This window comes from Aminobacter sp. SR38 (assembly GCF_014843375.1).
Classification (GTDB): domain Bacteria; phylum Pseudomonadota; class Alphaproteobacteria; order Rhizobiales; family Rhizobiaceae; genus Aminobacter; species Aminobacter ciceronei.
Genome location: NZ_CP062114.1, coordinates 55,976 through 81,774, shown reverse-complemented (window position 1 = coordinate 81,774; position 25,799 = coordinate 55,976). Strand labels below are relative to the sequence as shown.

23 protein-coding genes and 3 pseudogenes are annotated in these 25,799 nt (G+C 60.2%); 9 read left to right on the top strand and 17 right to left on the bottom strand.

Features of this window, described 5'->3' with window-relative positions; translation table 11 throughout:
- Positions 1-33: 33 nt before the first annotated feature.
- From IG197_RS30790 to IG197_RS30770, 5 genes are all read right to left on the bottom strand, one after another.
- Positions 34-1,683 (bottom strand): GMC family oxidoreductase, encoded by a 1,650-nt coding sequence (locus IG197_RS30790; protein ID WP_093037040.1) that lies wholly within the window; start codon positions 1,681-1,683, stop codon positions 34-36.
- Between the two features lie 75 nt (positions 1,684-1,758).
- Positions 1,759-2,709 carry a carbohydrate ABC transporter permease gene (locus tag IG197_RS30785; RefSeq protein ID WP_093037037.1) on the bottom strand — a complete coding sequence of 317 codons (951 nt, stop codon included), beginning with the start codon at positions 2,707-2,709 and terminating at the stop codon, positions 1,759-1,761.
- Positions 2,710-2,712: 3 nt separating this feature from the next.
- Entirely contained in the window at positions 2,713-3,585 is an 873-nt protein-coding gene (locus tag IG197_RS30780; protein WP_093037034.1) for a carbohydrate ABC transporter permease, read from the bottom strand.
- A 58-nt stretch (positions 3,586-3,643) separates the two neighbouring features.
- On the bottom strand, positions 3,644-4,993 hold the full coding sequence (locus IG197_RS30775) for an ABC transporter substrate-binding protein (protein ID WP_192320713.1): 1,350 nt from the start codon (positions 4,991-4,993) through the stop codon (positions 3,644-3,646).
- 209 nt (positions 4,994-5,202) lie between these two features.
- Complete coding sequence (locus tag IG197_RS30770) at positions 5,203-6,321, bottom strand: ABC transporter ATP-binding protein (RefSeq protein ID WP_093037028.1); 1,119 nt, start codon at positions 6,319-6,321, stop codon at positions 5,203-5,205.
- A 242-nt stretch (positions 6,322-6,563) separates the two neighbouring features.
- Between IG197_RS30770 and IG197_RS30765 the strand changes: the two genes are divergently transcribed.
- The 4 genes and pseudogenes from IG197_RS30765 (at position 6,564) to IG197_RS30750 (ending at position 11,129) form a co-directional block, all read left to right on the top strand.
- Positions 6,564-7,781: a CaiB/BaiF CoA-transferase family protein gene (locus IG197_RS30765; RefSeq protein ID WP_093037338.1), complete on the top strand. Its 1,218-nt coding sequence runs from the start codon at positions 6,564-6,566 to the stop codon at positions 7,779-7,781.
- A 250-nt stretch (positions 7,782-8,031) separates the two neighbouring features.
- Positions 8,032-8,455 (top strand): annotated as a pseudogene (locus IG197_RS30760) (FAD-binding oxidoreductase); the annotation flags it as partial.
- A 45-nt stretch (positions 8,456-8,500) separates the two neighbouring features.
- Positions 8,501-10,693 carry a malate synthase G gene (locus IG197_RS30755; protein WP_093037335.1) on the top strand — a complete coding sequence of 731 codons (2,193 nt, stop codon included), beginning with the start codon at positions 8,501-8,503 and terminating at the stop codon, positions 10,691-10,693.
- A 4-nt stretch (positions 10,694-10,697) separates the two neighbouring features.
- Entirely contained in the window at positions 10,698-11,129 is a 432-nt protein-coding gene (locus tag IG197_RS30750; RefSeq protein ID WP_093037026.1) for a heme-binding protein, read from the top strand.
- A 534-nt stretch (positions 11,130-11,663) separates the two neighbouring features.
- Here IG197_RS30750 and IG197_RS30745 read toward each other — a convergent pair.
- Positions 11,664-11,978: an EthD family reductase gene (locus IG197_RS30745; RefSeq protein ID WP_093037020.1), complete on the bottom strand. Its 315-nt coding sequence runs from the start codon at positions 11,976-11,978 to the stop codon at positions 11,664-11,666.
- Positions 11,979-12,427: 449 nt separating this feature from the next.
- On the opposite strand from IG197_RS30745, the gene IG197_RS30740 reads away from it, so the two are divergent.
- Positions 12,428-13,156: a FadR/GntR family transcriptional regulator gene (locus IG197_RS30740; protein WP_093037017.1), complete on the top strand. Its 729-nt coding sequence runs from the start codon at positions 12,428-12,430 to the stop codon at positions 13,154-13,156.
- 233 nt (positions 13,157-13,389) lie between these two features.
- On the opposite strand, the pseudogene IG197_RS30735 reads toward IG197_RS30740, so the two are convergent.
- The 3 genes and pseudogenes from IG197_RS30735 to IG197_RS30730 all read right to left on the bottom strand — a co-directional run bounded on the left by IG197_RS30735 (position 13,390) and on the right by IG197_RS30730 (position 15,102).
- Positions 13,390-13,886, bottom strand: a pseudogene (locus IG197_RS30735) (aldehyde dehydrogenase family protein).
- A complete protein-coding gene (locus tag IG197_RS36945; protein WP_245414195.1) occupies positions 13,886-14,158 on the bottom strand; it encodes a hypothetical protein in 273 nt (90 codons plus the stop codon). Before IG197_RS36945 ends, IG197_RS30735 begins: the two are co-directional and overlap by 1 nt.
- A gap of 155 nt (positions 14,159-14,313) precedes the next feature.
- Positions 14,314-15,102 carry a MaoC family dehydratase gene (locus IG197_RS30730; protein WP_093037332.1) on the bottom strand — a complete coding sequence of 263 codons (789 nt, stop codon included), beginning with the start codon at positions 15,100-15,102 and terminating at the stop codon, positions 14,314-14,316.
- A gap of 74 nt (positions 15,103-15,176) precedes the next feature.
- Here IG197_RS30730 and IG197_RS30725 point away from each other — a divergent pair, with 74 nt between their 5' ends.
- A complete protein-coding gene (locus tag IG197_RS30725; protein ID WP_139274564.1) occupies positions 15,177-15,467 on the top strand; it encodes a hypothetical protein in 291 nt (96 codons plus the stop codon).
- 442 nt (positions 15,468-15,909) lie between these two features.
- Complete coding sequence (locus tag IG197_RS30720) at positions 15,910-16,107, top strand: hypothetical protein (protein WP_093037015.1); 198 nt, start codon at positions 15,910-15,912, stop codon at positions 16,105-16,107.
- A 289-nt stretch (positions 16,108-16,396) separates the two neighbouring features.
- Here IG197_RS30720 and IG197_RS30715 read toward each other — a convergent pair whose 3' ends face one another.
- From IG197_RS30715 to IG197_RS30695, 6 genes and pseudogenes are all read right to left on the bottom strand, one after another.
- Positions 16,397-17,119 carry an SMC-Scp complex subunit ScpB gene (locus IG197_RS30715; RefSeq protein WP_093037012.1) on the bottom strand — a complete coding sequence of 241 codons (723 nt, stop codon included), beginning with the start codon at positions 17,117-17,119 and terminating at the stop codon, positions 16,397-16,399.
- Positions 17,120-17,121: 2 nt separating this feature from the next.
- Positions 17,122-18,162, bottom strand: coding sequence for a DUF1403 family protein (locus IG197_RS30710; protein WP_154386543.1), 1,041 nt, complete (start codon positions 18,160-18,162; stop codon positions 17,122-17,124).
- Between the two features lie 369 nt (positions 18,163-18,531).
- Positions 18,532-19,038 (bottom strand): hypothetical protein, encoded by a 507-nt coding sequence (locus tag IG197_RS36375; protein ID WP_246670852.1) that lies wholly within the window; start codon positions 19,036-19,038, stop codon positions 18,532-18,534.
- A 245-nt stretch (positions 19,039-19,283) separates the two neighbouring features.
- Positions 19,284-19,703: pseudogene (locus IG197_RS36940) on the bottom strand (TniQ family protein); the annotation flags it as partial.
- Positions 19,703-20,632, bottom strand: coding sequence for a TniB family NTP-binding protein (locus IG197_RS30700; protein WP_154386546.1), 930 nt, complete (start codon positions 20,630-20,632; stop codon positions 19,703-19,705). The pseudogene IG197_RS36940 and the gene IG197_RS30700, both read right to left, overlap by 1 nt.
- On the bottom strand, positions 20,623-22,206 hold the full coding sequence (locus tag IG197_RS30695; RefSeq protein WP_246765472.1) for a Mu transposase C-terminal domain-containing protein: 1,584 nt from the start codon (positions 22,204-22,206) through the stop codon (positions 20,623-20,625). Before IG197_RS30695 ends, IG197_RS30700 begins: the two co-directional genes overlap by 10 nt.
- Positions 22,207-22,568: 362 nt before the next feature.
- Between IG197_RS30695 and IG197_RS30690 the strand changes: the two genes are divergently transcribed.
- Complete coding sequence (locus tag IG197_RS30690) at positions 22,569-23,633, top strand: site-specific integrase (RefSeq protein ID WP_154386606.1); 1,065 nt, start codon at positions 22,569-22,571, stop codon at positions 23,631-23,633.
- Positions 23,634-23,751: 118 nt separating this feature from the next.
- Entirely contained in the window at positions 23,752-24,771 is a 1,020-nt protein-coding gene (locus IG197_RS30685) for an LLM class flavin-dependent oxidoreductase (RefSeq protein ID WP_154386547.1), read from the top strand.
- Positions 24,772-24,812: 41 nt separating this feature from the next.
- Here IG197_RS30685 and IG197_RS30680 read toward each other — a convergent pair whose 3' ends face one another.
- Positions 24,813-25,331, bottom strand: coding sequence for an RES family NAD+ phosphorylase (locus tag IG197_RS30680; protein WP_185910482.1), 519 nt, complete (start codon positions 25,329-25,331; stop codon positions 24,813-24,815).
- Positions 25,328-25,717, bottom strand: a complete 390-nt coding sequence (locus IG197_RS30675) for an MbcA/ParS/Xre antitoxin family protein (protein WP_154386548.1) — start codon at positions 25,715-25,717, stop codon at positions 25,328-25,330. Before IG197_RS30675 ends, IG197_RS30680 begins: the two co-directional genes overlap by 4 nt.
- Positions 25,718-25,799: the final 82 nt, after the last annotated feature.

The window sequence follows — 25,799 nt, the reverse complement described above, 5'->3', positions numbered from 1 at the left end:
CTACAGCGTTCCTCGGACGATAAACGGAGGCTTTCAGGAGGAGGGCGCGTGGCGCCCGTGCGCAAGCATCTCCCCAGCGATCGGGTGATCACGCGAAACGCTTTCGCCGTGGATGAGTTCGTCAGCGATTTTTTCGGCGATCGCCATAATCGGCAGGTTCGTATTGCCGCTTAGAAGCGTTGGCATCACCGAACCGTCGATCACCCGTACACCATCAACACCGCGGACTTTCATGCTCGGGTCCACGACCGATGCATCGTCAGCGCCCATGCGACAGGTCCCTACGGGGTGATACACCGTCTCGGCCCGCGCTCGCAGGAAAGCCTCCTGCTCGGAGAGATTGCCGAACACTTCCGCATCCAACGGACGTTTTATGAAGTTCTTGAGTGGTCCGCGCATCATCATATCGCACATATCGCGCGTGCCATCTCTCAGGCTCTCGAGGTCTGCACGTTCGGAAGCAAGACGCGGGTCGATCGCCGGTGGAACGGCGGGGTCTCCGCTTCGCAATCTTACCGTACCGCGACTTTGTGGCCTGAGCTGACATACGCGAACAGCGAAACCGTGAGCGATACGCTCGCCGGCCGGCGGATTGCGGAGGACGTTGGCAAAGTGTGCCTGCCACTCCGGCAACGGAGATGATCGGTCAGGGCCCCAAAACGCTCCCGCCTCCACGGCCTGCGAAGCGGCCGGACCATCGCCTTTGAGAATATACCGAGCGCCGGCCATGCCGCCCCTCAGGAGGCCCATATAGGGGGTCAACGTCGTCGGTTGCGATGACTCGAAGCGAACCGCGAGGTCCAGGTGGTCCTGAAGATTCTCGCCCACGCCCGGAAGATCGTGAACGGGTTTGATGCCGAAAGACTTCATATGATCAGCAGGCCCAATACCAGACAGCATCAAAAGCTGCGGCGATCCGATCGCGCCTGCCGTCAGCAGAACCTCTCGATCGCAGTTGATCGTCTTCTCGCGGCCGTTCTGGACCAGGACGATGCCACGGGCACCACCTCTTTCAACGTTAATGCGACGAACATGACTATTGGAGAGGATGGTGAGGTTCGGGCGTCCCTTGGCGCGTTCCAGGTACTTGAATGAGCCGGACCGCTTTCCATTTGCTATCGTAAGTTCGTAGAAACCTGCGCCTATCTGCGAGGGTCCATTGAATCCATGGTTCTCTGGTAAACCGGCGGCGAGGAGGCTGTCGACAAACGCCTGGGCGGTCGGGCGCCGTGGCCCGTAGGAAAGCTTAATGGGCCCGGTGTGCCCACGCGTTCCATTATCAGGTTCAGCGACCAGGCTCGCATCCTCAATCCTGCGCAAATAGGGGAGCATCGCGGCAAAGCTCCACTGAGGCATGCCCCGAGACGCCCACGAATCGTAGTCCCACGGGTTGCAGCGCATAGCGATCATGGAATTGATCGATGACGACCCTCCTATGACCTTCCCTCTGGGGATATAGATCCGGCGATTGTCTAGATGTTGCTGCGGCTCAGTCCAAAACCGCCAGTTGTATCGACCGCTCGTATAGAGAACCTTGATTCCGGCGGGCATATCGACAAACATCGACTTCCCCCCGCCCGCCTCAATCAGCAATACGCTCACATTAGCGTCTTCACTCAGGCGAGTTGCCAGAACACATCCGGCCGAACCTGCACCAACGATAATATAGTCGTAGCTCGCCATAAACCTTCTCCCGATGGTGATGCTTTTGGAATCCAGATCAAAACGCGACCGATCTTCCGCCGCTTTTTGACGGGATCATCCCTTCACCGCACCCGCTGACAGCCCGGCGACGAAGTACCGATAGCAAAAGATAAATATTACAAACAAAGGCAGAGCTATCAGCGAAGCGCCGGCCAAGACTTCACCCCAACGCAAATCATGCGCGCCGAGCAACGACTGCAGAGCAACGGGGAGCGTCTTTCTTTGGTCGCTCATAATAAGTATCAGCGCGAACACATAGTCGGCCCAAGAGAGAAGGAACGAGAAGATGGCGACAGTGATGAGCCCGGGAGCGGACAATGGCAAGACGACCTTGATGAACGCTTCGAACTGAGAACAGCCGTCAACCATCGCAGCCTCCTCAAGGTCAAACGGCATTGACTTGAAGAAACCCCAGAGCAACCACACCGCCAGCGGCAGCGAAATTGCGAGATGGGCGATCAACAGCCCCCACAGTGTGTCGGTGAGGCCGATCGTTCGGAAAGCTGCCGCCATTGGGATGGCCAGCATGAGGGGTGGGAACATGTAGGCAAAAAGCATCGATGCAACGAGCATAGTCTTGCCCCGAAAGCGCAGCCGGGTGGCGCCGTAAGCGACAAATGCCGACAGCACGAGGGAGACGGTAATCGTCGCAACCGCCATCAGAGCGCTGTTCAGAAAATTGACGATATAATTCGTCTGCCGGAAGAGGGAGACGTAAGACGTCAGGTCCGGCGGCCAGAAAACGAGAGATGTATCGAGAAAAAGGCGTTCCGCGGGCCTTAGGCTCGAAATGATCATCCAGTATATCGGAAAGAGTGAATAAAGACAGATAACGAGTACGGTTGCATAAAGGGCAATTTTTGCCGATAGCTTTTTGAATGGTTTCCAGAAAGTGCTTTCCTGAACCTTGCTCCCGTGTTGCAGCGACGATCTCGGACGAATCGGTTCGCGCTCAGGTATCTGGCGACTGGAATCAACGGGCAATCGCTCTACATGGCTCTTCATTTCTTATCGCCCTTGCTTTGCATCATCGATGGGGAACAGGCGCAGATAGATGAGAATGACGCCTGAGAGCAGGAGGAAGGAGATCGTTGCCACAGCGGCGCCCCCGCCCAGGTTGTACTCAATAAACGACTTCCGATAGGCTAAGGTAGGCAAGGTCTCTGTCTGGTTGAGCGGCCCGCCTTTTGTCAAAAGCCATATCAGATCGAACTTGTTGAACATCCAGATGCCACGCAGAAGGATGACCACGATCAGAACCGAGCGTAAGCCTGGTATCGTGATGTGCCAGAATTGCGTCCAAGCACCGGCGCCATCGACGCGAGCAGCTTCGTAAAGTTGCGTTGGGATCGTCTGCAAACCAGCTAGAACGCAGGTTACGACAAAAGGTGTCCACAACCACACACTGACGAGTATGATTGTGCCTTTGGCCGTGAAGGCATGAGAACTCCAATCGAGCATTCCAACACCGATGGATGCCAGAGCGGTCTTTACCAATCCGTAGTTTGGCTCGAGAATCCATTGGGCCACTAGGCAGGCGACAACTGTCGGCAGGAAGTAGGGAAGAATAGCGATCGAACGTGCAATGGTCTGGCCAACAAAGCGCTTGTTAAGCACCATCGCTATTCCAACGCCCAGAACTACCTGCAGGACAATCGACGAAAGCGCGATTGTGAGGCCGTTCGTCAACGAATTCCAGAAAAGAGGATCTTGCAATACCTTGATGTAGTTGCTCAGGCCGACCCACTCGGGTTCGCTCATAAACGAACGGGCCGAATAGAATGATAGCATAACCGCGTAAATCAACGGGCCGCCAATAATAAATGCGAGCAAGGAGATACTGCCAATAAACAATGCAACAATTCGCCGGTCCTGAACCATAAGAATCATCCCTTGAACGAACGATCGGGGCGGCAGCGGAGGCCGCCCCGATCTGCAGTTAGATGACGGAGCGAATGCGTTGCGCAGTCGCGGCGACGCAATCAGCCGACGAGGCGTTGCCGAGGACTTTCTGCTGGAGCATTTCCGGCATGACATTCGCGTTGAATACGTTACAAGCACGCATGTCGATCGAAGGACCGCTGGTGTCGATTGCCATGATCTTGATGTTGTCGCCTTCAATGTAGGACTTCATCGTCATCATCGTATTCCAATGCTTCTTGATCATGGGATGGCTCTTCCAACGCTCGTTCTCATAGATGTCCAGGCGCGCCGGATGGTTGTTCATCCATGCTGAAAGCAGCCAATCGACGTAATGCTCTTCTGCAAACCACTGAAGGAACTTAATCGCCTCCTCGCTTTGGTTCGACTTCCCTACGCAGAAGCCGTCAAAAGCATATGAAAGTGCCTTTTGACCGGTACTACCAGGCGAGGGGAATATTCCGTACTTATCGGCGAGTTCTGGGTTAGTCGCTTCAAGCGCTTCGACCAACCGACCAGAATAGACACTGTGTGCCGCCTTTCCGGTGGCGAAGAGACTCATTAGTTGAGCATAACTCACGGCGTTCATGCCGGGCGGCATCGTCTTGTACAACTCGCCGTAGAAATCCAAGAAGCGCGTGGCACGATCAGCGTTCTCGCCCTGGTCGAAAACGACATTCCAGTCTTTGTCAAAGAGCTCCGCGCCTTCGGCGAACATATTGCCGAAGCTCGCCCAGTTGGTCGAGCTGTCGCTTGCAAGAGGTATGACACAGCCGCCGACGTCAACATTTCCACCATTAACGACTGTAAGCGCTTGGCAGTTCTTCAAGAAGTCGTCCCACGTCTCCGGTATCTTCAGACCTTTCTGGGCATAGAGGTCTTTCCGGTAATAATTTACGACGAGGTTGTAATCGAACGGATAGTACCAGTTCTCACCTTGATACTCCCATGCGGCCTTCTTGCCCCAGTCATACTTTTTGACCAGGTCGGTCACCGGGACGATGGCGCCGGCGTGAATATACTCCAAGATTCCGCCGATGAACCCGGAAGTCATGATGTCATAGGGCTGGCCGGCAGCGACCGCCGCCATCACTTTTTGCATCGTGCCGCTAATGGGGCTCGAATCGACGATTATCTTGACGCCGAATTTGCTTTCGTAGTCGTCGCACGCTTTTTTCAGGGCTGCCTGACTAGCGACCGAAGTTTCGTTGTTGAGAAACCGAAGCGTGACGCCGGACTGGGCCCGCACCACCGCAGGCGCCGCGAGGCTTGCTGCTCCGACGGCGGCAGCGGATTTAAGAAAGTTGCGGCGGGTCATGCCGGACAAGCCTACCGCCATTCTCACTCTACCTGGAATGTAAATGCTCATTTCCTGCTCCTCCCTTGTTAACTTGTCAGTTCAAGCCAAATGCCAAGAATTAACGTCGCCGGTATCGAGTATAGCGTTGACCCTCCTTTATGACGCTCCAGAGGTGCTATCGTTAGGACGCGACACAGAGCTCCTACTGAAGTCCGGTGACGCCCTCCACGGTCCAGGGGCGCAGTATCAGCCTGACCCGCCGCTCTCGCAGGGGGCCATTACGCATTTTCCATTACGCCGATTTTGCCGCCCGTTTGCGCCATCCGCAGCGACGCACCGCTAATGGAGTCGAACAGGTGAAGCCGCTCACTCGGGAAGGCGATAGGGAGTTTGTCACCGGCGCGGATTTCATCACGACGCTGGAGGACGGCACGCATCTTATGGCCGGCCAGCGTGCCCATGAGATAAGTCTGCGCTCCGATCTGCTCGACCAAGTTCACGGTCATCTCAAGCGGCGAGCCGTTAGAGATGACGAGGTGCTCGGGCCGGATTCCAAGCGTCACGTTCTGTCCGCTCCTGGCGAAGGTCTTTTCTGGTATGCCTACCGAAAGGTCTCCCGATCGCACCTCGAGCCGCCCGCTTGCGTCGGACAACTGCCCGTCGATCAGGTTCATTTCGGGCGAACCGATAAACCCGGCTACGAACGTGTTTGCAGGCCGATCGTAGAGTTCGAGAGGCTTCCCAGCCTGTTGGATCAGGCCATCGCGCATGATCACGATACGGTCTCCAAGCGTCATTGCTTCGACCTGGTCATGTGTCACGAAGATCATCGTTGCCCCGAGACGGGCATGGAGCGTCGCGATTTCTTCCCGCATCTTGACGCGCAGCTTCGCATCCAGATTGGAAAGCGGCTCGTCCAGAAGGAAAACATCGGGGTCCCGCACGAGCGCACGCCCGAGTGCCACACGCTGCATCTGCCCGCCCGACAGCTGTCGCGGTTTGCGGTGGAGCAGGGATTCGAGGTCTAGGCTGGCCGCTGCAGCCCTCACGCGCCGGTCGATCTCCTGCTTCGCTTCACCGCGCACCCGTAGGCCGAACGCCATGTTGTCGTAGACCGACTTCTGCGGATACAGCGCATAGTTCTGAAAGACCATCGCAACATTGCGATCTTTCGGTGGCAGACCGGTGACATCCCGCCCGCCGATCGTGATGGTGCCCGACGTGGTGTCGTCGAGGCCAGCGATCATCCGCAGTGTCGTCGATTTTCCGCATCCCGAAGGACCGACAAAAACAACGAGCTCGCCGTCTTCTACCTCTAGGGAGAATTTATTAACGGCCCAAGGGCCCTGGTCGCCACCAAACGACTTGGAGACATTTTGGAGCGATATTCGCGCCATGCAGCAAAACCTCCCTAAACGTGATCCCCAGTGCGGGCATCGCAGGCCGCCCTCCCGGCGGCCTTGTTGTAGACCAATTTGGATAGACCAGATTCGCAGTTTCGTCAATGTCTGCGACGTGGATTTGATATTGCCCCGGATGGGTGGGCGCCAAAATTGGATTGACCAATCTGGTAACTCCAGTTACGCATTACCCACAGCTTCTGTAAAGAAGCTATTAATCTCGAATGTGGGTTGTTGATATGGCAGGACCGTTAAGCGGATACCAAATTCTCGATTTATCGAGGATTCTTGCGGGCCCTTGGCTCGGGCAGCTCTTGGCCGATCTAGGGGCGACGGTTTGGAAAATCGAACGCCCGTTCACCGGCGACGACACTCGCCACTGGGGGCCACCGCATCTTGATGGAACAACCGAGAGTGCCTACTTCCTGAGCGCCAATCGCGGCAAGCACTCGATTTGCGTGGACATCGCCACGCAAGCAGGCGCGGACATCGTTCGATCTCTGGTCAGGAAGACCGACGTTCTCATAGAGAACTATAAAGTCGGCGACATGAAACGGTATGGGCTAGACTATGAAGCGCTCCGGCTCATAAAGCCGGACATCGTGTACTGCTCCATTACGGGATACGGCCAGACCGGCCCGATGAAAAACGTAGCCGGATACGACATGGCCATCCAAGCCATATCCGGGCTGATGAGCATCACGGGCGAGGCGGACGACAAGCCCGGCGGCGGCCCTCAGAAGGTCGGCGTCCCGATTTCCGATCTCCTCACTGGAATGTATAGCGCAACAGGTGTGCTGTCGGCGTTGTTGCATCGCGAGCGGACGGGCGAGGGCCAGCATATCGACATGGCGCTTCTTGATGTCCAGCTTGCCGCTCTGGCCAACCAGAACTTGAACTATCTGACCACGGGGAAGCCGCCGCGCCGATATGGAAACGCCCATCCGAACATCGTGCCCTATCAGGTGTTCAAATCGAGCAACGGATCATTCGTGCTTGCGGTGGGGAACGACCAGCAGTTCAGGAAGTTCTGCACGGCGTCCCGGCTGCAAGTGCTCTGCGACGACCCCCGTTTCACCACAAACACGGATCGCTTGGAAAACCGCGACGCTCTGATCCCGATCGTGGCCGAACGCCTTGCCCAGGAACCAACCGAGCACTGGATCGCGCTTCTCGAACCCATCGGCGTACCATGCGCATCGATCAACCGACTCGACCAGGCATTCGTGCATCCGCAGGTCGTCCATCGCGAATTGCAGATCAATCTTCCCCACACCACGGGCAAGACCGTGCCGCTCGTGGCCAATCCGATCAAATTCTCTCAGACAGAAATTGAGTACACCATCAGCCCCCCCATGCTTGGGGAGCATACGAAGCACATCCTCAATTCAATCCTCAACATCGGCGACGATGAAATATCGCGACTTGAGAAGGACAAGATTATCTATTGCGGATGATTCAGGGCCGGCTGCGTGCGCTCCGGATTCGGTCTCAGCCGTTCGACGCGCCAAGGTCATCGCGGGCGAGCCGCCGCAGCGAATATCGCGCTTCCCCTTCGCTCCGGATTCTCGCGCGGCGCGCGGGAAATAGCTGTGATGCTCGTGAGTCTGCTTGTCGCGAGCCTGCGCATCTCGTGTGCCTTCGATGAAGGCGAGCGCGAAGGAGCGTCCGGTTATTCACTGCTTTCGGTCAGACGGAATTGAGCCAATGTCCAGCATCGCCATGCCCGTTCCCGACGCCGCGATCATCGCCCATAAGCCCGAGATCGTCGCCGCGTTGAGTACCGTCCTGCCCGCGGACGCGATCGTCTCGGACCCGGAGGAAACCCAGGCATATGAATGCGACGCGTTTGACGGCGTACCGATGTCCGCTGCTCGCCGTGGTTCTGCCTCGCACCACCGAGGAGGTAGCGGCGGCGATGAGAATTTGCCACAATCTGCGGGTTCCGGTTATCCCGCGCGGTGCGGAGACATCGTTGGCAGGCGGCGCACTTCCGACGGCCGATAGCGTGGTGCGGGATGTTCGCGAGATTGATACCGCAAACCGATTCATCAGGGTTCAGACCGGCGTCACGAACCTTTCCGTCAGCGCAGAGCTGGAAGTGGAAGGGTTTTTCTATGCACCGAACCCGCGAAACGATACGCGCCTGTGGGGGCGCCATAACGGAGCTTTGGACATGGCAAATCGAATCGAAGTCGGCGGGTTGCAGGTCGATCGCGGGCTCTACGATTTCGTCAACAAGCGCGCGATGCCGGGCACCGGCATCAAGCTCGCAGAGTTCTGGGCCGGCTTCGCCAAGATCGTTCGCGACCTCGCTCCGAAGAACCGGGCGCTGCTCGAAAAGCGCGACGAGATTCAGGAGAAGATCGACGCCTGGCATCGCGAAAATGGCGCGCCGTCCGACATGGCGGCCTACAAGGCTTTCCTCAAGGAGATCGGCTACCTGCTGGACGAAGGTCCGGATTTCAAGGTCACCACCGAAAACGTCGATCCGGAGATCGCCACCGTCGCCGGTCCGCAACTCGTCGTGCCGGTGATGAATGCCCGTTATGCGCTGAATGCCGCCAACGCGCGCTGGGGTTCGCTCTATGATGCACTCTACGGCACCGATGCCATTCCCGAGACCGACGGCGCCGAAAAGGGCAATGGCTACAATCCCAAGCGCGGCGAGAAAGTCATCGCGTGGGCGCGAGCATTCTTAGATGACAGCGTGCCGTTGAAGACAGACAGCTGGTCAAACATGACCAGTTCTCAAATTAAAGATGGTCAGTTTCGACTGATGACGGGCTCCTCGGAGGGTGGGTTGCGCGATCCCTCACAATTCGCGGGGTACCTAGGTGACGTCGACAATCCGTCTTCGTTGCTCTTATCGAGAAACGGCCTTCACATCGAAATCATCCTTGATGATCAACACGTCATCGGAAGCCAAGACGAGGCTGGAATTTCAGACGTTATTCTGGAATCGGCCATTACCACCATCCAGGACTGCGAGGACTCGGTCGCCGCGGTCGACGCCGAGGATAAGGTCGCCGTCTACCGCAACTGGCTCGGCCTGATGAAGGGCGATTTAGAGGAAGAGGTCTCGAAGAGCGGCAAGACGTTCACGCGCAAGCTCAATCCTGACCGCGACTATACGGCACCCGACGGAAGCAAACTGACTCTGCCCGGCCGCTCGCTGATGCTGGTGCGCAATGTCGGCCACCTGATGACCAACCCGGCGATCCTCGACCGCGACGGCAATGAGGTTCCGGAAGGCATCATGGACGCGATGATCACCAGCCTGATCGCGCTGCACGATGTCGGCCCTAATGGCCGCCGCGCCAATTCGCGGACAGGCTCGGTCTATATCGTCAAGCCGAAGATGCACGGGCCGGAGGAGGTGTCGTTCGCTGTCGAGCTTTTCGGCCGCGTCGAACAGGCGCTCGGCATGCAGCCCAACACGCTGAAGATGGGCATCATGGATGAGGAACGCCGCACCACGGTCAACCTCAAGGAATGCATCCGTGCAGCCCGCGAACGCGTCGTCTTCATCAACACCGGCTTCCTCGACCGCACCGGCGACGAGATCCACACCTCGATGGAAGCCGGCCCGATGATCCGCAAGGGCGACATGAAGCAGGCGGCGTGGATTTCCGCCTATGAAGCGTGGAATGTCGACACCGGCCTGGAGTGCGGGCTTGCCGGTCATGCCCAGATCGGCAAGGGCATGTGGGCGATGCCCGACCTGATGGCGGCGATGCTGGTTGAGAAGATCGCTCACCCGAAGGCCGGCGCCAACACCGCCTGGGTGCCGTCGCCGACAGCCGCGACGCTGCATGCGACGCACTACCACAAGGTCGATGTGCACGCCGTGCAGGAAGGTTTCAAAAACCGCCCGAAGGCCAAGCTCGACGACATCCTGTCGATCCCCGTCGCCCTGCGGCCGAACTGGACGCCCGAAGAGATCCAGAAGGAACTCGACAACAACGCCCAGGGCATCCTGGGTTATGTCGTGCGCTGGATCGACCAGGGTGTCGGCTGCTCGAAAGTGCCGGACATCAACGATGTCGGCCTGATGGAGGATCGCGCCACGCTGCGCATCTCCTCGCAGCACATCGCCAATTGGCTGCATCATGGCGTTTGTACGCGCGATCAGGTGATGGAGACGATGAAGCGCATGGCGGCGGTCGTCGACCGGCAGAACGAGGGCGACCCGCTTTATCGGCCGATGGCCCCGGATTTCGAGAATTCGATCGCCTTCCAGGCCGCGTGTGATCTGGTGCTGCAGGGCCGCGCCCAGCCGAACGGCTATACCGAGCCGGTTCTGCACGCCCGCCGGTTGGAGCTGAAGGCCAGTGGGGCAGGCGAGAACGTTCTCGGAACGGGATAAAACAATGAATACCATCACGTTGAATGTCGCCAATCGCATCATCGAATCCGCGCTGGATCGGGGGCGGGAGCTCAACCTGAAGCCGCTCTCGGTCGCGGTGCTCGATGCAGGCGGCCACCTCATCGCATTCCAGAAGCAGGATGGTTCTTCCATGCTCCGCTTCGAGATCGCCTTTGGCAAAGCCTATGGCGCGCTGGCGGTCGGCTCGGGCTCCCGCTGGCTGAACGCGGCCGCCGCCGAGCGTGTTCATTTTGTCCAAGCCCTGTCCGGCGTTTCCGGCGGGAAGATCGTGCCGGTTCCCGGTGGTGTCCTGATACGCGGGGAAGCGGGCGAAACCCTCGGTGCTGTCGGAATCTCCGGCGATACATCGGACAACGACGAAATCTGCGCGGCGCACGCTGTCGAACAGGTAGGCCTGGCCGCGGACAAGGGCTAACCCCATTTCCAAGCAAAAGCGTGAAACGGCTTTTGCGTGCGGAATGTGCTTGGAAGCGGGTTTTGCCGATGAACTTTGCGGCAGGCTGGCCTCAAGTCGGTGAGCGGGCTGCACCTTCGCTCTACTCTTCGCAGGTGAGGAGAGAGACGCATGTTCACCCTCACTATAGACACCGCCGACATGTCATCGACATCGGCAAGGCCCCGCAGAACATGGTCATGGCAATGATCGACGCGGCGCTGGTCCCGGCGGGTATCCGCACGACCGAACTTTGACCCCTACTTCGAAGATAGATGGAGTTAATGATGCAGGCTTCGGGTGCTTTCTGGAACCGTTCGCCAGCGCCGGTCTACTTCACCGGTTCATAGAGCGCATCCAGATTTTGGCTGAAGCGCGCTTGACGAGAGCAAAGTAGTTGTCGCATGAATGGCAATGACACGTTCCTGATCGTGGACCTGTTCGGCACCGGTTAGCTGGTCATGGCGAGCACGACGCCGATCCCGGACAACGGCCAAGCCTGACGCACCGAAGCCCTTACGCTCCAACGATTTCGCTGATCTGCACGATGGGTGCGATGTCCGTATAGTTGGCGACGTCCGCGACGATCTCCGCGCGGTGTGGGCCGAACGCCTCCCGGAATGTCCCCAGGCTCGGTGAGTAGATGTGGCACGCTGCGACGAACTCCGGCGCGCTTCCAGGTTCGCGGCCCGTTAGGCCCTTCTCGATCTCGTAGCGCAGGCAGGCATCGCCCATTCGTTCTCTGATCAGTGGCAGGTGGCTGGCACAGTAGTAATCGTGGTCGAACTTCGAGCCGCCATGGGCCGGATAGTAGACGCTCATCTTGATCATGGTCGGGCTCCTACCTGAACGCCTCTCCGAGCGTTCCGGGGGCATTTATAGGTCACCGACCCATGAATTGCATCTAGATTTTAGCTGAAATGAGTTTGACGAGAGCAAGGTAGTTTCGACCTGCGTCTCGAGGGTGCGGTGGCGATAGAGGAAGGCCCTGAACGGCGGACGGCGTTTACGGCTAGGCCATCGGCTTGGTGTTGGCCGGGCGCCGCGCTTGGCCATCTCTACGCGCAAGGCATGCCGTGGGGAGTTTAATGAACGGGTGGCTTAACCATCGGGCATATGGCAGCTTCAGCGCGGAGCCGGATTAACCAATTTGGTAGACCGGCTAGGGTTTCACTGGTACTTTGGGTTCGAGTTGCCAAGCAACGCGTATGATTTATGACCCTTCCGTATCGGGATGGACCTGGTTGGGATGGACTGACGGCTGGAAAAAAGACCGAAAAATGCTTGAGAAGACGGAAAGCGATAGGATTGCCGGTGTCCCGAACGTTGTAGGGAAAATACTCTCATTCATTGATGAGCGTCGCTATGAGCCGAACGAACGATTGCCGTCGGAACGTGACTTTGCCGACAGGTTCAATGTCAGTCGCGGGGCGGTTCGCGAGGCTTTGGCCGCTCTCGAGTCGATGCGTGTGATTGAGCGAAGGCCTAACTCTGGGATCTATCTTAGAAATTCTGAGGAAAGTAGCATCGAGGCCCTCGTTCTTCGTGCGTCTTCTGGCCTGCCGTTTCAGCCTGAAGAGACTAAGGACGTGTTTGAAGTGCGAAGTATTCTGGAGCTGCAGGGCGTACGGATTTCCTGCGATAGAAGGCGGGATCAGGACGTAGATCGGCTGAGGGAAATCCTCTACAAAACGAAGCTTGCAATTGATAGCAAAAAGACAATTGAGGCTGAGGATGAAGCGTTCCATCTTGGAATCGTCGCTTCAACACAGAATAGAGTACTGCTTCGCACGGTGAAATTATTTTATGAATTCTCAAAACAGCGTCGCATAATATACTTTTCAGATTACTCACGGGGCACGCAAGCTTACGACGATCATTGTGAGATACTTGAAGCCATTGAGGCTCGTCGAACCGATTTGGCAGTGGGAATGATGGACCGACACTTGTCCCGAGCCCTGGCCACATGGCAGACTCTCCACGCGGCGCCGGAACAAACTACCAAATAGTGCAATCGACCCCAAGGTGCCGAAGCGTAATGAACCGAGGGACGATACCTCGATGCCGACCAGACCGACTGACTCAGTGCGCCTTCGAGCGCGTGAATCTGATTAGGCGATCGGCTGCGAAAATGCGCCGGCCAGTGACCCTAGGTACTGGAACATTCAAGAGTTTGATACAGCTGCTCTTTGTGAGATTCGCAGGGTCACAATCGTGCCTTCTGAGATCCCTAGGACAACACTCATCTTCGCAATGAAATCAGCACGACAAATCCTGCTCGACGCGGGGTCACTGGCCGGCGCATTTTCACACTCGGAGATCTCCCCCGGCGCGCCAGAGACCAGAGTGACGACCCCCGGCGGTCACGCCGGCATCGACGAAGGCGCCAAGGAGCTCGGCAGGCGCCGCCGGCGGCGGTGCCGGCGCCTTCGATGATCGAGCAGCCGGCGGCGAGCGCCGCGGAGAGCTTGCGCACTGTTTGATTGACGGGAAGTTCCAGGGCGTGAACGCGGCCACCGGACCGACCGGCAGCTTTGAGCGTCATCTGCATGGCTCTTCGCGCGCGCGCCGGAATCACCTGGCCGCAAGTGCGGCGCGCCTCCTCAGCGAACCAATCGATGATGTCGGCGCCGCCATCACTTCGCCCTTGGCCTCTGCCAAAGGTTTGCCTTGCTCGCGCGTCAGGAGCCAGGCGATGCGATCTCCGCGCTCTCGCAGCAAGCCGGCGGCCTTGCACATCAGCTTAGACCGATCAAACGCCGAGGTTGAGCTTCAGAGTTTGAAGCCGCGATCGGCGGCGGCCAGCGCGGCGTCGAGATCCGGCGCGCGGTATGTGCAACCGAGCCGATCGTCTCCTCGGTCGCCGGATCAATAACCGGAATAGTCCGGCATTCGCGACCCTCACGCCATTCGCCATCAATAAAGAGCTTCGTATCGGGATATACCAGCGCCGCATTGGGCATCTTTGATTGCTTTCGTTGTAAGGATGCCCGCGCCGCCGAAGCAGACACGGGCTGTCCTGGGGGACAAACTTGAAAGGCGACTAGAATCCCCGTCCGCGTCTGGTGGAGCGATTGTCACGTGCGTGTCTTGCGTTCCCTTATCTGTTTTGACGGCCTGCAGAACCGGGTGCGCCGGTGACGATGCTGCTCGACAGCCTTGTGCCTCACGCTGCTCGTTCGCGAAGTTGATAGATCGCGATGTGCTGGCAGTGGGCGATCAACTTCCGGCCGTTCGCAACAACAACGGCATCTACTTCCACGAAACGGTTGCCCTTCTTTTCGTAGTTCGCGGTAACGCGTGCCCGCGCGACCAACTCTTCATCGCAAGCAGCTGTGGACAGCATCTGCATGCGGCTGCCGAGATGAATCCACGGCCCCAGTAAAGCGTTCTCCATCAAGACCCGGTTCATAACCCGCTGCACCATACCGGGATGCACCAACCCTTCGCGAGCATAGATTGGATCGGTTTCGCGTACTTCCGCCCGATAGTCCGCTCCAGATTGGCCCGGCCAGGAGCGCGGCGCCGTTCCGAGCCATTTGCCGACCTGGTAAGACCTGAGATCGACCGGCCCCCGCACCGCAACCGGCGCAGTCTCGGGATAATCGCCAACGGAGATCGGGGGTGGCGCGTCCGGCAGCGAGGCACTGCCGGCAGCTCGAACGTCGCTGCCGTTGAGCGCAATCGCTAGGCCTTCGTCTGAAGGCTCGGACGTAACCACCACGGTTTCGCCATCGTAAACCGGCTTCGCGAAGCGCACCTCCATCAGGCCGCGCTCGAGGAAGGCTCGTCCCCACTTCGCCACCGGAACGTGGACCATATACGCAAAGACATCGACGCCTGGCACCAGGCCGCCGCTGAAGCCATATTTTTGCGCCACCGCATCATCGTGCATCCTGTTTTCGGAGTGCGTGGCGCTGTTGAACGCCTGGACGCGATAGGGCGGCTCAGCCATTTGACTTCCTAACATAGCATTGCTGACGGACATCAATACGGCGCTAAAAGCGTCTGATTGCCGGATGATCCCGGATGAGATCGAGAGTCGTTTTTGATCCATTGCTTCATGTCGGTCCCAAACTGCTTCAGGCAAATTTCCGGCAATTTGATGGCACCATCAGTCTCGCCCAGCAGCGAATAGGTGCAAGCGACATTGTAGCGGACAAGGTTGTCATCGAGGTGGCGCGGCCTTCACCTTTATCAGTTTCGCATACACGTTGTGAAATCGCGCCGAACAGTAACCCCAAGCACCAGCATGCTCAAGTGTCTGATTCAGCTGCTCTTTCCCAGATTTTCGAAGGGTTGCGATTTGCGCCTTCTTAGATCCTTGGACAATTCTAATTTTCGCAATGAAATCAGGTCGATAAATCCTGCTCGACGCGGGGTTACTGTTCGGTGCGATTTCACACTCAATCACCACGACCGAGCATTCGATGCCAAAGCGGGCAGCCGAAATCCTCGAATTCCGTAAGGTCGCTCAGCAGTCCTGGCGATCACACCGACATCTACTGTTCGCTTTCAGTTTCTGACAATCGAGCAGGCCATCCTGTCGTGTCCGTTCGACACGGGCATTGCCCTCGTGCCGCTGCATCCGCCCGACAAAGCGGCATGCTTCGGTGCTGATTCAAACGCAGTCTGTAATGCTATTTTAACCATAATCAGCGAGATTGGGATTCGCGCCAGGTAACGAGTACGCAAATCAGGCAACACGGCGGGCGGCATCCCGCTCCTGGCCGCCCGCGCGTTGCCCCTGAATCGATGCTTTATGAAAACTTCTTCGAATCCGTGGGATACCGACAGCGCCCATATCGAGGCGCTGATCAAGGTCGTCGAAAAAGACGGGCTGTCCCACAGTATGGCGATGGGAGAATTGCTGAGGGCGCTGCACAGTCTCTCCCAGACCCTCAGCGATCACCAAACCGCTCCAAAGCGAACTGCCCCGCCAGACGACGCATCGGCATAGACCGGCCTTGTTCGCACGAGCAAATTCGCTTTCGTGCTGGTCGTCAGGAAGACACGGGACAGCATCAGAATCTTCCTGGAAGCCCGCCGACCAGGTCAAGCAGCAGGGTTTCGTGACATCCTGTTCTCGCCGCGACGCTATGCCGGCGGCACCAAGTTGGTGCTATTTCCGGCCAGCCTGCTTGACGGCAACGCCATGTAGGTTCACCGGTCATCGCCTGTCGCACGATCAGTCGTCATGGTCATGAGTTCTCATCGGCGGGCGCAGGAAAACCAGGATGATCCGTTCATCACATCGCGTCGTCGACGAGACCGACGCTCGGCTGCTCGTCCTCGCCATCATCTTCACCGCCCGCAATCCCCATCGGAATATCCCCTGCCAGCAGCTTCTCCTTCGACAGCAACCCGGCGTCTTCGAGCGCCTCGAAATCCGGCAGGTCGCGCAGCGTGTCGAGGCCGAACTCCAACAGGAATTCTTTGGTCGTCACGTAGGTGTAGGGCGCGCCGGGCGTCGGGCTGCGCGGGCCGGACGCAATCAGCTTCGCGCCGCGCAGATGACCAATAAAATCACGACTGATCTCCTTGCCGAAGAAAGACGACAACTCGGCGCGGGTGATCGGCTGGAAATACGCCACGCACATCAGCACCAGCACCTCGGATTGCGTGAGATCCATCGCCTTCTCACTGCCGCCCATAGCGGCGCGGATGGCGTCGGCATAGGTCGGCCGGGTCAAATGTTTCCAGCCGCCGGCGACGGCGACCAGGTCGTAAGGCCGCCCGCGCAGCTCCTCGCGAATGTCGTCGATCAAGAGATCGAGGTTGCAATCCGCGCCAACCACCCGCGCGAGGACACTACGTGTCACCGGCTCGCTGGCGGCAAAAATGGTTGCCTCAACGCGCTGCATCCATTCGCGCCAGCGCGCCTCCGGCGGCAGGTGATCCAGCTCCCGGTCAAGCAACGGTCGTTGCCCATCCCCATTGTCTCGCCGAGTTTTGGTCGAACGAGCCGCCATCGTCACAGTCCGTAGGTGCGGAAGGTCGGGCGACCGGACAGCTCACGCACGGCACCCAGGACAAGAAGCCGGTCGAACAGGCGGCGTAGCCCCCGGTCACTCATCTTTTTGTCCATTTTTTTGTCCCCGCGCGAGGCCATGAGCGCGTCTTCGTTCAACAACCGGTCGACGATCGCGTCCGCTCCCTTGGCCCTGAGTTTCGGCGCGACGGCCAGCAGTTTTTCGGCACGGCGGCCGAGCTCAGCAAAAAGATCGATGGCGCGCAGCGCCGCCCGCGCCTGTGCCGCCAGCAGTTTTTTGGCACGCTCCGGCTCTGTCTCAGGGCCCGCTGCCGCCATACCGGTCGCCGCCCGACGTGAATGCCCGGCACGCATGCCAAAAAAAGCAGCTTCGGTGCCCAGCAGCGGTATTGCATGCGGCCACGCCAGCCGCTGCGCCAGCAGACCGTCGGCGAGCCAGGCGCCGAAAGCCGGCCCAAAACCATAGCGTTCGGCGGCCACAAAAGCACCGGTCAGCATCCCGACCGTCTCTGCCCCGCCGCCGATCTGACCGAGTTCCCCCACCAGAGCGCTGACCACCTCTTCATCCGGGGCGTAGCCGAGTTCTTCCAACACCGCGCCGATGCTCCGCTCGGTCAGCAGTTTCTCGGCAGGCGTGTCGACCAACCGGCGCCAGGCGAGCAGCAAAAGCCCGGCCGGGCCAACGGACAAAAAATCGCCGGGGCGTGTCAGCAGCACGGCGTCGCGCAATGCCAAAGAATCCTCGACGCGGCCGGCCTGTCGTGCCGTCACCGCGGCCGCGACAAGCGCCAGGCGCTGCCGCCAGACCCCGGCCCACCGTTCCTGCCGGCGGACTACCGCATCGAGGGCGCCGATAGCAGCACCGGCAGCAAGCGCGACCTCCTCAACTTCCTTTCCCGCAACGCTTTGCGCATCCGGGATTGCCCGGCGCAGCCAGGCCGGGACCAGGGCCCACGGAGCGACGGCCACCGCGTCAAGAAGCTTGCCGGGGTGGCGCGAGAGGAGTTTGGGCCGCAGAATCATCGAAAAGCAGGATGAATCACGGCGGCGCTTTTGACAACGATAATATGCCTAAAGCGCCCTGCCTGTCGGCAAACAATAATGAATGATAATCTTGCATTATCGCTCGTTTTGTGAGACCCCTTAAAAAATGGCCTTGTGGCTCGCTTTTCACCGGCGGACAGTCTCCTTTAGGCGTCAGATCGACGAGAATTCGCGTTCATTGAGCGGACCGGGTTTGCGCTTAATCCCCGGACAGCGGCAGCGGGCAGCCTCTCTCGTCGAGCAGAATGCCGATATCGACGTCAATCGGGCTTGCGGACGAAATCTCGTGCATCCTTGTACGGCCGGATGAATCGAAATTCGTGAGACTACGCCCCGCAGCACGCAGTCTCAGCATTTCTGAATCGCCTGCTCGTCGCTCGATAGTTTGGGCGACAACCATGCCCCGGGTGACGCCGGATTCCCGGCAAGCGCAGCATCGATCAGCCGAGCCCGGACACGCTCTCGCTTTCGCGGGGGCAGCTCTTCCGCTGCGGTCCAGTTCGGATCAGCCAGAATTTGACGTGCCAGGCGCTCGTACTCGGCCGCCGAGCGCTTCAGCAGCTGGACGTGCGGCCGTCGGCTTGGCCTTGAGAGGCGGATCGGTCGTGGCGCGGCCCGCCGGGCGAGATGAGCGGCGACAGGCGGCATTGCACCGTCCACGCGCGGATCGGTACCGAAAACGTCGTCCAGAGCCAGCAGCGTCAGGAAGCGCCAGCGCACCGGCAACTGGCCGAGCGGAGTTTTGGCGCCGACGGCATGCCTGGCTTCATAGGGACAGCGCCAGCCGGCTTCGTTGAACCACAGCGCCAGCACCGGCCGCGCTGCTGCCGGATGGTCGAGCGGCGCCCAGAGCACTGAGAGCGCCTTCTCGAGCCTGTCGCCCTCGGGATTTTCACCGTTGACGCTTGCCGTGATCCGCTGCTGGGTGGCCAGCGCCGTCGCCAGGAGGGCGGGATCCTGTGGCTGACCGCCCTCCCTCCCCTATCGGTGAGAAGCCGCGCGCAATGGCTGCAGACAGGCCGCGCGCTTCCGTCGTGCAGGTGGAAAGCCACGGAAAGACGCCAGTGGCACGATACGCAGTGATCGTGCAGCAACTCGCCATGAGTTGGGCAGATACAGCGTTCGGCGAGCATCCAGCCGGCTCGAAGATGCGCGTCGTGGCCCGCAGCGCGATCGGCAGCGAAGCAAGCGAGACAGACTGGGATAGACCCGGACATCGCCGACGGCGTCCATTCCGGTCCCCTGCTTACGTACCAGGCTCGAGCGCGTCGCGGGTAGCGCCAGCTCAGGGACAGGCGATGCAACCGATCGGGGTCGACACTGCAGATCTGTGCCCAAACCCTCGTCTGCCCGGCCGCCGGAGCCCCGTCGTCTATCGGCAGGGGTGACGACAGGCCACTGAAATAGCCGGCTAGTTGCTGCGCCGTAAGGCCGTAGCGGCATGCCACCCGCGCCATCCAGGAGGACAGCAATTCGTCGCGAAAGGGCCGCGGCGCCACGGGCAGACGATCCGGCTCCATCACCCGGCCGCCGGCTGCGGCATCCGCCGGCGTGCCGATTGCGTCATCGACACAAGCGGAAGGACAAGATCATCGCCGAAGCTCATCAGGTCGAGCCGTTCCTTCCCCGACCGGATCGCCTCCTCGGCTGCCGTCTCGATCAGCTGGAAAATCCTGAACGTGACGCCGCTGGTGAGCGTGTGGATCCTTTCACGAACCGCGTCCGTTTCGAGATCGGACGGAGCGCGCAGCGGCAGGATGCCAGCGAGGCTTTTCAAGAGCCGCGCAAAGGCGTGATCGTTCTTCCAGAGCTTGAGATGAAACGCCTCGAAGCGCTCGGCAAGCTGCGCGTCGGTGAGCAAGGCCTGGCGCGCCAGGTCGGTACCGGCGCAGACAAGCGGCACTCTGAGGTCGTTTGCGAGAAACCGCAGCGCATTCAGGAAAATCCGTTGCTGCCGATAGGTCCCCGCCAGCATGCCGTTGACCTCGTCGAGCACGATCATTCTGGCGCCGACGGTGCGCAGCAGCGAGCGGCAGATGTCTTTCTCCCGGGCAAGCGCGCCGCCGACGAGCGCTGGAGCCTGCAGGCTGGCCAGCAGTTCCCGATAGAGGTCGCGCTCGACCGGCTCCGAGGGTACTTGGGCCACGACGACCGGCCTGTTGGTCACGCCCGTCGACTGACACAATGTGGGCGGATGCGCCCGCTCGAATTTGCGGACGATCTTGGTCTTGCCCATGCCGGTGTCGCCATAGATCAGCAGGCAGGGCATACGGTCACGTGGGGGATAGGCAAGCAACGCGTTCAGGCGGACAAGTGCGGCTTGCGCCTGGTCGAAGCCGATCCAGCGGTCGGCCTTGATCCAGGCAATGCGCTCTTCGTCGGGCAAAGCGGCATAGCGGCGGTAGCGGTCGTCGAGGTGCTCGAAAGTCCCCTCCCCTCTCACGACCATTCCTCGACGGGAAAGACGGGGACCTTGCTCCAGTCGATCGGCCGCTCATCCTCGATTTGCGCCGGCTCGGCCGCAACCAGCGCGTTTGACGCGGCAGCCTCCAGCGCTCGGTCGCGCCTCTCCGCCAGCTGACGCGCTGCCTTGGTGCGCCTGGTCGCGTCCTCGACTAGTGCGCGCTGGGACTCAATGGTCTCGAAGATCAGCTGCTCGTCGACCAGCGAAAGACCGCGTTCCCGCAGGGCGGTCCGAGCGCGGCGATGTTCGCCAAGTGTGATCGGCGCGCGCCGCAGATCGGCAAAGCGGATCGGCCAGCGCGTACCATCCGGAGCGCGCACGAAAACCCTCGAAAGATCGCGTGGATCGTAGGAAACGCGCAACGCACGATCGAGCCGACCGGCCCATATGCTCAGCACGTCATCCCAGTAGCGGAGACCGAACAGGTGAATGCCGTCACGCCGCACCAGCCGGTCGGCGCTGGGCAGGAAATCGATCGTGAAGCCGGCGAGATCGTGGGGCTGACGCACAGGCCGAACGCGGCGGGCCGCAGCCTCGTGCCATGCCGCAAGCGGCGGAATCCCCAGCGTTCCATGGCGATCGGCGTGGTAGCGCGTGATTTCGAGCGCCATCCACCGCTCCAGTTCATCCAGAGTCATCGTCGCATGGGCGGCGGAATCATAGCTGCCACGCTCGTCGATGTCGCTGAACGTCGTGCCCGGCAGAAGATGGACGGCGCCCATCATGGTGCCGATCAGCCGCTCGATATGGCCGCCATAGTGGGGAGTGGCGATCGGACGATGGATGAGCTCGATGCCATATTCCTCAGCGCCCCGCTGCAGGGCGCGCGACCGGAATTCCTTGGCGTTATCGAGGTGGATGGCATCAGGGAACCCGCAGGCCGGCCACTTCGCATCGATGCCCAGTCCGGCAAGCCACACCTCTTTCGGCTGCACGACATGCTGGATTACGAGTGCGACCGAAACCGTCGACGGCGCCTCGAGCGTCAGGTAGAAGCCCGCGACCATGCGGCTTGCGATGTCGATGGCGAGCGTCAGCAACGGCCGCTGCAGGGGCCGCCGACATCGGCGATCGACGACAATGACATCGACCAGCGTGTGGTCGATCTGGACTACGTTGAACGCGCACTCGGCGGCATATTCTCCCGGAACTGGGTGGAAGCGATCACGCGCTGCCTTCGAGCCTTCCCGTGCCTTGGTCAGTTCGGCGGGGTCTATGACCTCGATCCGCGCCTTCAGCGCATGCCAGGACGGTACGCGCACGCCACGCGAGCGGCAGAGCCCGCGGATCTCCTTGTGCAGTCGATTGATGCTCGGCTTCTGGCGTGTCTTGTAAAAGTCCCGGAGCGCTTCGGCGATTACCGCTTCGGTCTCATCCGGCAACCGGCGGCTGCCCTGTCTCGTGCCGCCCGGGCGCGGCAGCAGCGAACTCGTGACCGGATGCTCCCGATAAGCCCTGATCAGTTCGTAAAGCCGGGTTCGCTTGAGGCCGAGTTCACGGCAAGCCCGGAAGAAATCGGACCGGCCGGGGCAGTCGAGCGAGACCAGTCTGCGGATCACGGCCTCCCTTGCAACCGCCTCATTCCAGGCGGCATCATCAACCGTCTCCTTGTCGGGCCCATGAACCACAGCCACCCTCGCTGTAAAGTTCGTCCGCTCGAATGTTACGAAAAATCCGCTGATTCGGCTAGAATCCGCCAATGAACTCCGAAGATGATTCGCGCCAGATCAGTAACTTGCCGTCCGTTGACCAAACGCGAGCGACAGCCCGAATCGTCGAGCAGAAGCCCGAAAATCGCCTCGCGCGACCCTCCGCACCGCCCCACAGCACGGGGGCGCAGGACGATGCTTTAGGTCTGCGGTCGTCGGCCGGGCTGGAGGCGAAAGCTGCGGACGATTTGCCCGACATCATCGATGTCGTCATGGAGATGGGTCGCGCCCCGGAAGAACTGTCAGCCGAAGCCCCCTCCCCTCTTCCGGCCGTCGCCAATCCGCGCCTGCCGGCGCATCTCGACGCGTTGGCCGATCGCGCGCGCGATTATGTCGAGGCGGCGAGCTCGGCCAACACCCGCCGCGCCTACGCTGCGGACTGGAAGCATTTTTGCGCCTGGGCGCGCCGCCAAGGTCTGGACGTGTTCCCGCCCGATCCGCAGTTGGTCGGCCTCTACATCACCGCCTGCGCCTCAGGAAAGGCGACCGGCGACAAGAAGCCGAACTCCGTATCCACGATCGAGCGGCGCCTCTCCTCGCTGACGTGGAACTATGCACAGCGTGGCCAGCCGCTGGACAGGAAAGACCGGCACATCGCCACCGTCATGGCCGGCATTCGCAACAGCCACGCAAAACCGCCAGTACAGAAGGAAGCCATCCTGCCCGAGAATCTCATGGCCATGCTGGAAACCCTCGATCGGGGTACCCTGCGCGGCTTGCGCGACCGTGCCATGCTGCTTCTCGGCTTTGCCGGCGGGCTGCGTCGTTCCGAAATCGTCGGCCTGGACGTCGGCCGCGACCAAACCGAGGACGGCCGCGGCTGGATCGAGGTCTTCGAAAAAGGCCTGCTCGTCACGTTGCGCGGCAAGACCGGCTGGCGGGAGGTCGAGATCGGCCGGGGCTCGTCCGACACGACCTGCCCGGTCGTGGCGCTGGAGACCTGGCTCAAGCTCGCGCGCATTGCCCACGGGCCGCTGTTCCGAAGGGTGACGGGGCAAGGCAAAAAGGTGGGCAGCGAGCGGCTCAACGACCAGGAGGTGGCACGCCTGGTCAAGCGGGCAGCGCTGGCGGCCGGCGTACGCGGCGATCTTTCCGAGGGCGAACGAGAACAAAAGTTCGCGGGGCATTCGCTGCGCGCCGGGCTTGCCTCGTCGGCCGAGGTCGACGAGCGCTACGTGCAAAAGCAGCTCGGCCACGCCTCCGCCGAGATGACCCGTAGATATCAGCGGCGCCGCGATCGGTTTCGAGTCAATCTCACCAAGGCAAGCGGGCTGTAGGGACAAAAAACCCCCTCCCCTGCCCTTCTCGCACATCTGGTGGGCGAATTCGGCGTGGCGCGCCAGCGGTTCAATAACTAGATAACGCGAGCGCCTTTCACTCTGACGTGGCATTCTCATGAAAAAGATCGGTTTTCTGTCGTTCGGACACTGGACGCCCTCGCCCCAGTCGCAGACACGGTCTGCATCCGATGCACTCCTGCAGTCCATCGATCTGGCCGTTGCTACCGAAGAGCTGGGCGCGGATGGGGCATATTTCCGCGTGCATCACTTCGCCCGCCAGCTTGGCTCGCCGTTCCCGCTGCTGGCGGCGATTGGCGCCAAGACCAGCCGCATCGAGATCGGCACGGCGGTCATCGACATGCGCTACGAGAACCCGCTCTACATGGCCGAAGACGCCGGCGCCGCCGACCTGATCGCCGGAGGGCGTTTGCAACTGGGCATCAGCCGCGGCTCGCCAGAGCAGGTGATCGATGGCTGGCGCTACTTCGGCCACGTTCCGCAAGAGGGCGAGAGCGATGCCGACATGGCCCGGCAGCACACCGACGTGTTCCTCGACGTGCTGCGCGGCAAAGGCTTTGCACAACCCAACCCGCGCCCGATGTTTCCGAACCCGCCTGGCCTGCTGCGTGTCGAACCACATTCGGAGGGCTTGCGTGATCGCATCTGGTGGGGCGCCGCCACCAACGCAACTGCGGAATGGGCAGCAAAACTGGGAATGAACCTGCAGAGCTCCACACTCAAGTTCGACGAGAGCGGAAAACCCTTTCATCTCCAGCAGGCCGATCAGATTCGCGCCTTCCGCGAGGCGTGGAAGGCGGCCGGTCACACGCGCGAGCCGCGGGTCTCCGTCAGCCGCAGCATCTTCGCGTTGGTGGACGATCGCGACCGGGCGTATTTCGGCGGCAACGAGAGCGAAGATCATTTCGGTTACATCGAGCCTGAAAAGCTCGCCGTGTTCGGCCGCTCCTATGCCGCCGAGCCGGACGTCCTTATCGAGCAGTTGAAGGGCGACGAGGCCATCGCCGAGGCTGACACGCTGCTGCTCACCGTCCCCAACCAGCTCGGTGTCGACTACAATGCGCATGTCATCGAGGCGATCCTGACCCACGTCGCCCCGGCCTTGGGTTGGCGCTGACGCCTCCGTCCGAAAGCTCCCTCTGTCCTTCCGCAATTGCTTCATCGCCAGGACAACTGGTCCTTCGGCAGCCGGCCGCTCGGGTCGAATACAGTCACCTTGTGCGGAAGATCCGGACCCCAGTCCCAAAGCACTAGGTTGCGATCTTCTGTCTCGGCACCCGGAGCAAAACTCGGAACCAGAATACCGGCAATGCCTTGAAGCCGCAGTTGGTCATAGATGGACCAGGATGCAGGGCGCTCGCCGTCGCTGAGGACCGTTGCCCAAGCGCAGGCCATGTCCTCGAGCGCGACGGAAAATTCTCCCCTCCCCTGCTCGGTCGTCAGGTCTGCGATGCCCTCGCAATCGACCTCATAGGAGCACAGCACACAGGGGTCGATCCGATGCGCAAAGCCTTGATTGGCTTCTTTGACCGCCGTCATGATGGTGAGCCCCAGATATAGCGCTGGCACACCTTTGGGATTGAAGCGCGCACCCCTGATCGCGGCTCCCTCACCGGAAGTCGGCTTGAAGGCCCAACGCGGATCATGTGCCCTATAGCAGGTTCTGACGAACCTCACGCAAAGCCGCCGAGGGCCATATGATCCAGATAATCGCGAACGGCAGCGGCTTTGCCTTCCTTCACGAGGGCTTCGGCGGTGCGACCACCGAATGCCGGCAGCGGCTGGGCTCGGTACCAGGCCATCGCCTGTTCCTTTCCGCCCGCCCATTCCGTCACGCGACTGATGATCTCGAGCATTTCACGTAGACGCCCCTGGGTCTTTATCGTGCGGCTGCGCTCCAACCGATAGAGGGTTTCGCGGGCAAGGCCGGCCGTCTCGGCCAATTGGCCCTTGGACATTCCAAAGCCGTCCGCCACTTGGTTGATGGCAATTTTCCCGGCCCGGTCCATATAGGACAAAACCAAAGGTTCATTCTGCACGGGTATCTTGAGGGCCTGGCCCATAGGATTCCATCCTGTCATACACATAGTCGCATTTACTGTGCAAAAGATATGACACTCCTCGGCTATTTTCAAGTTCGGAAGC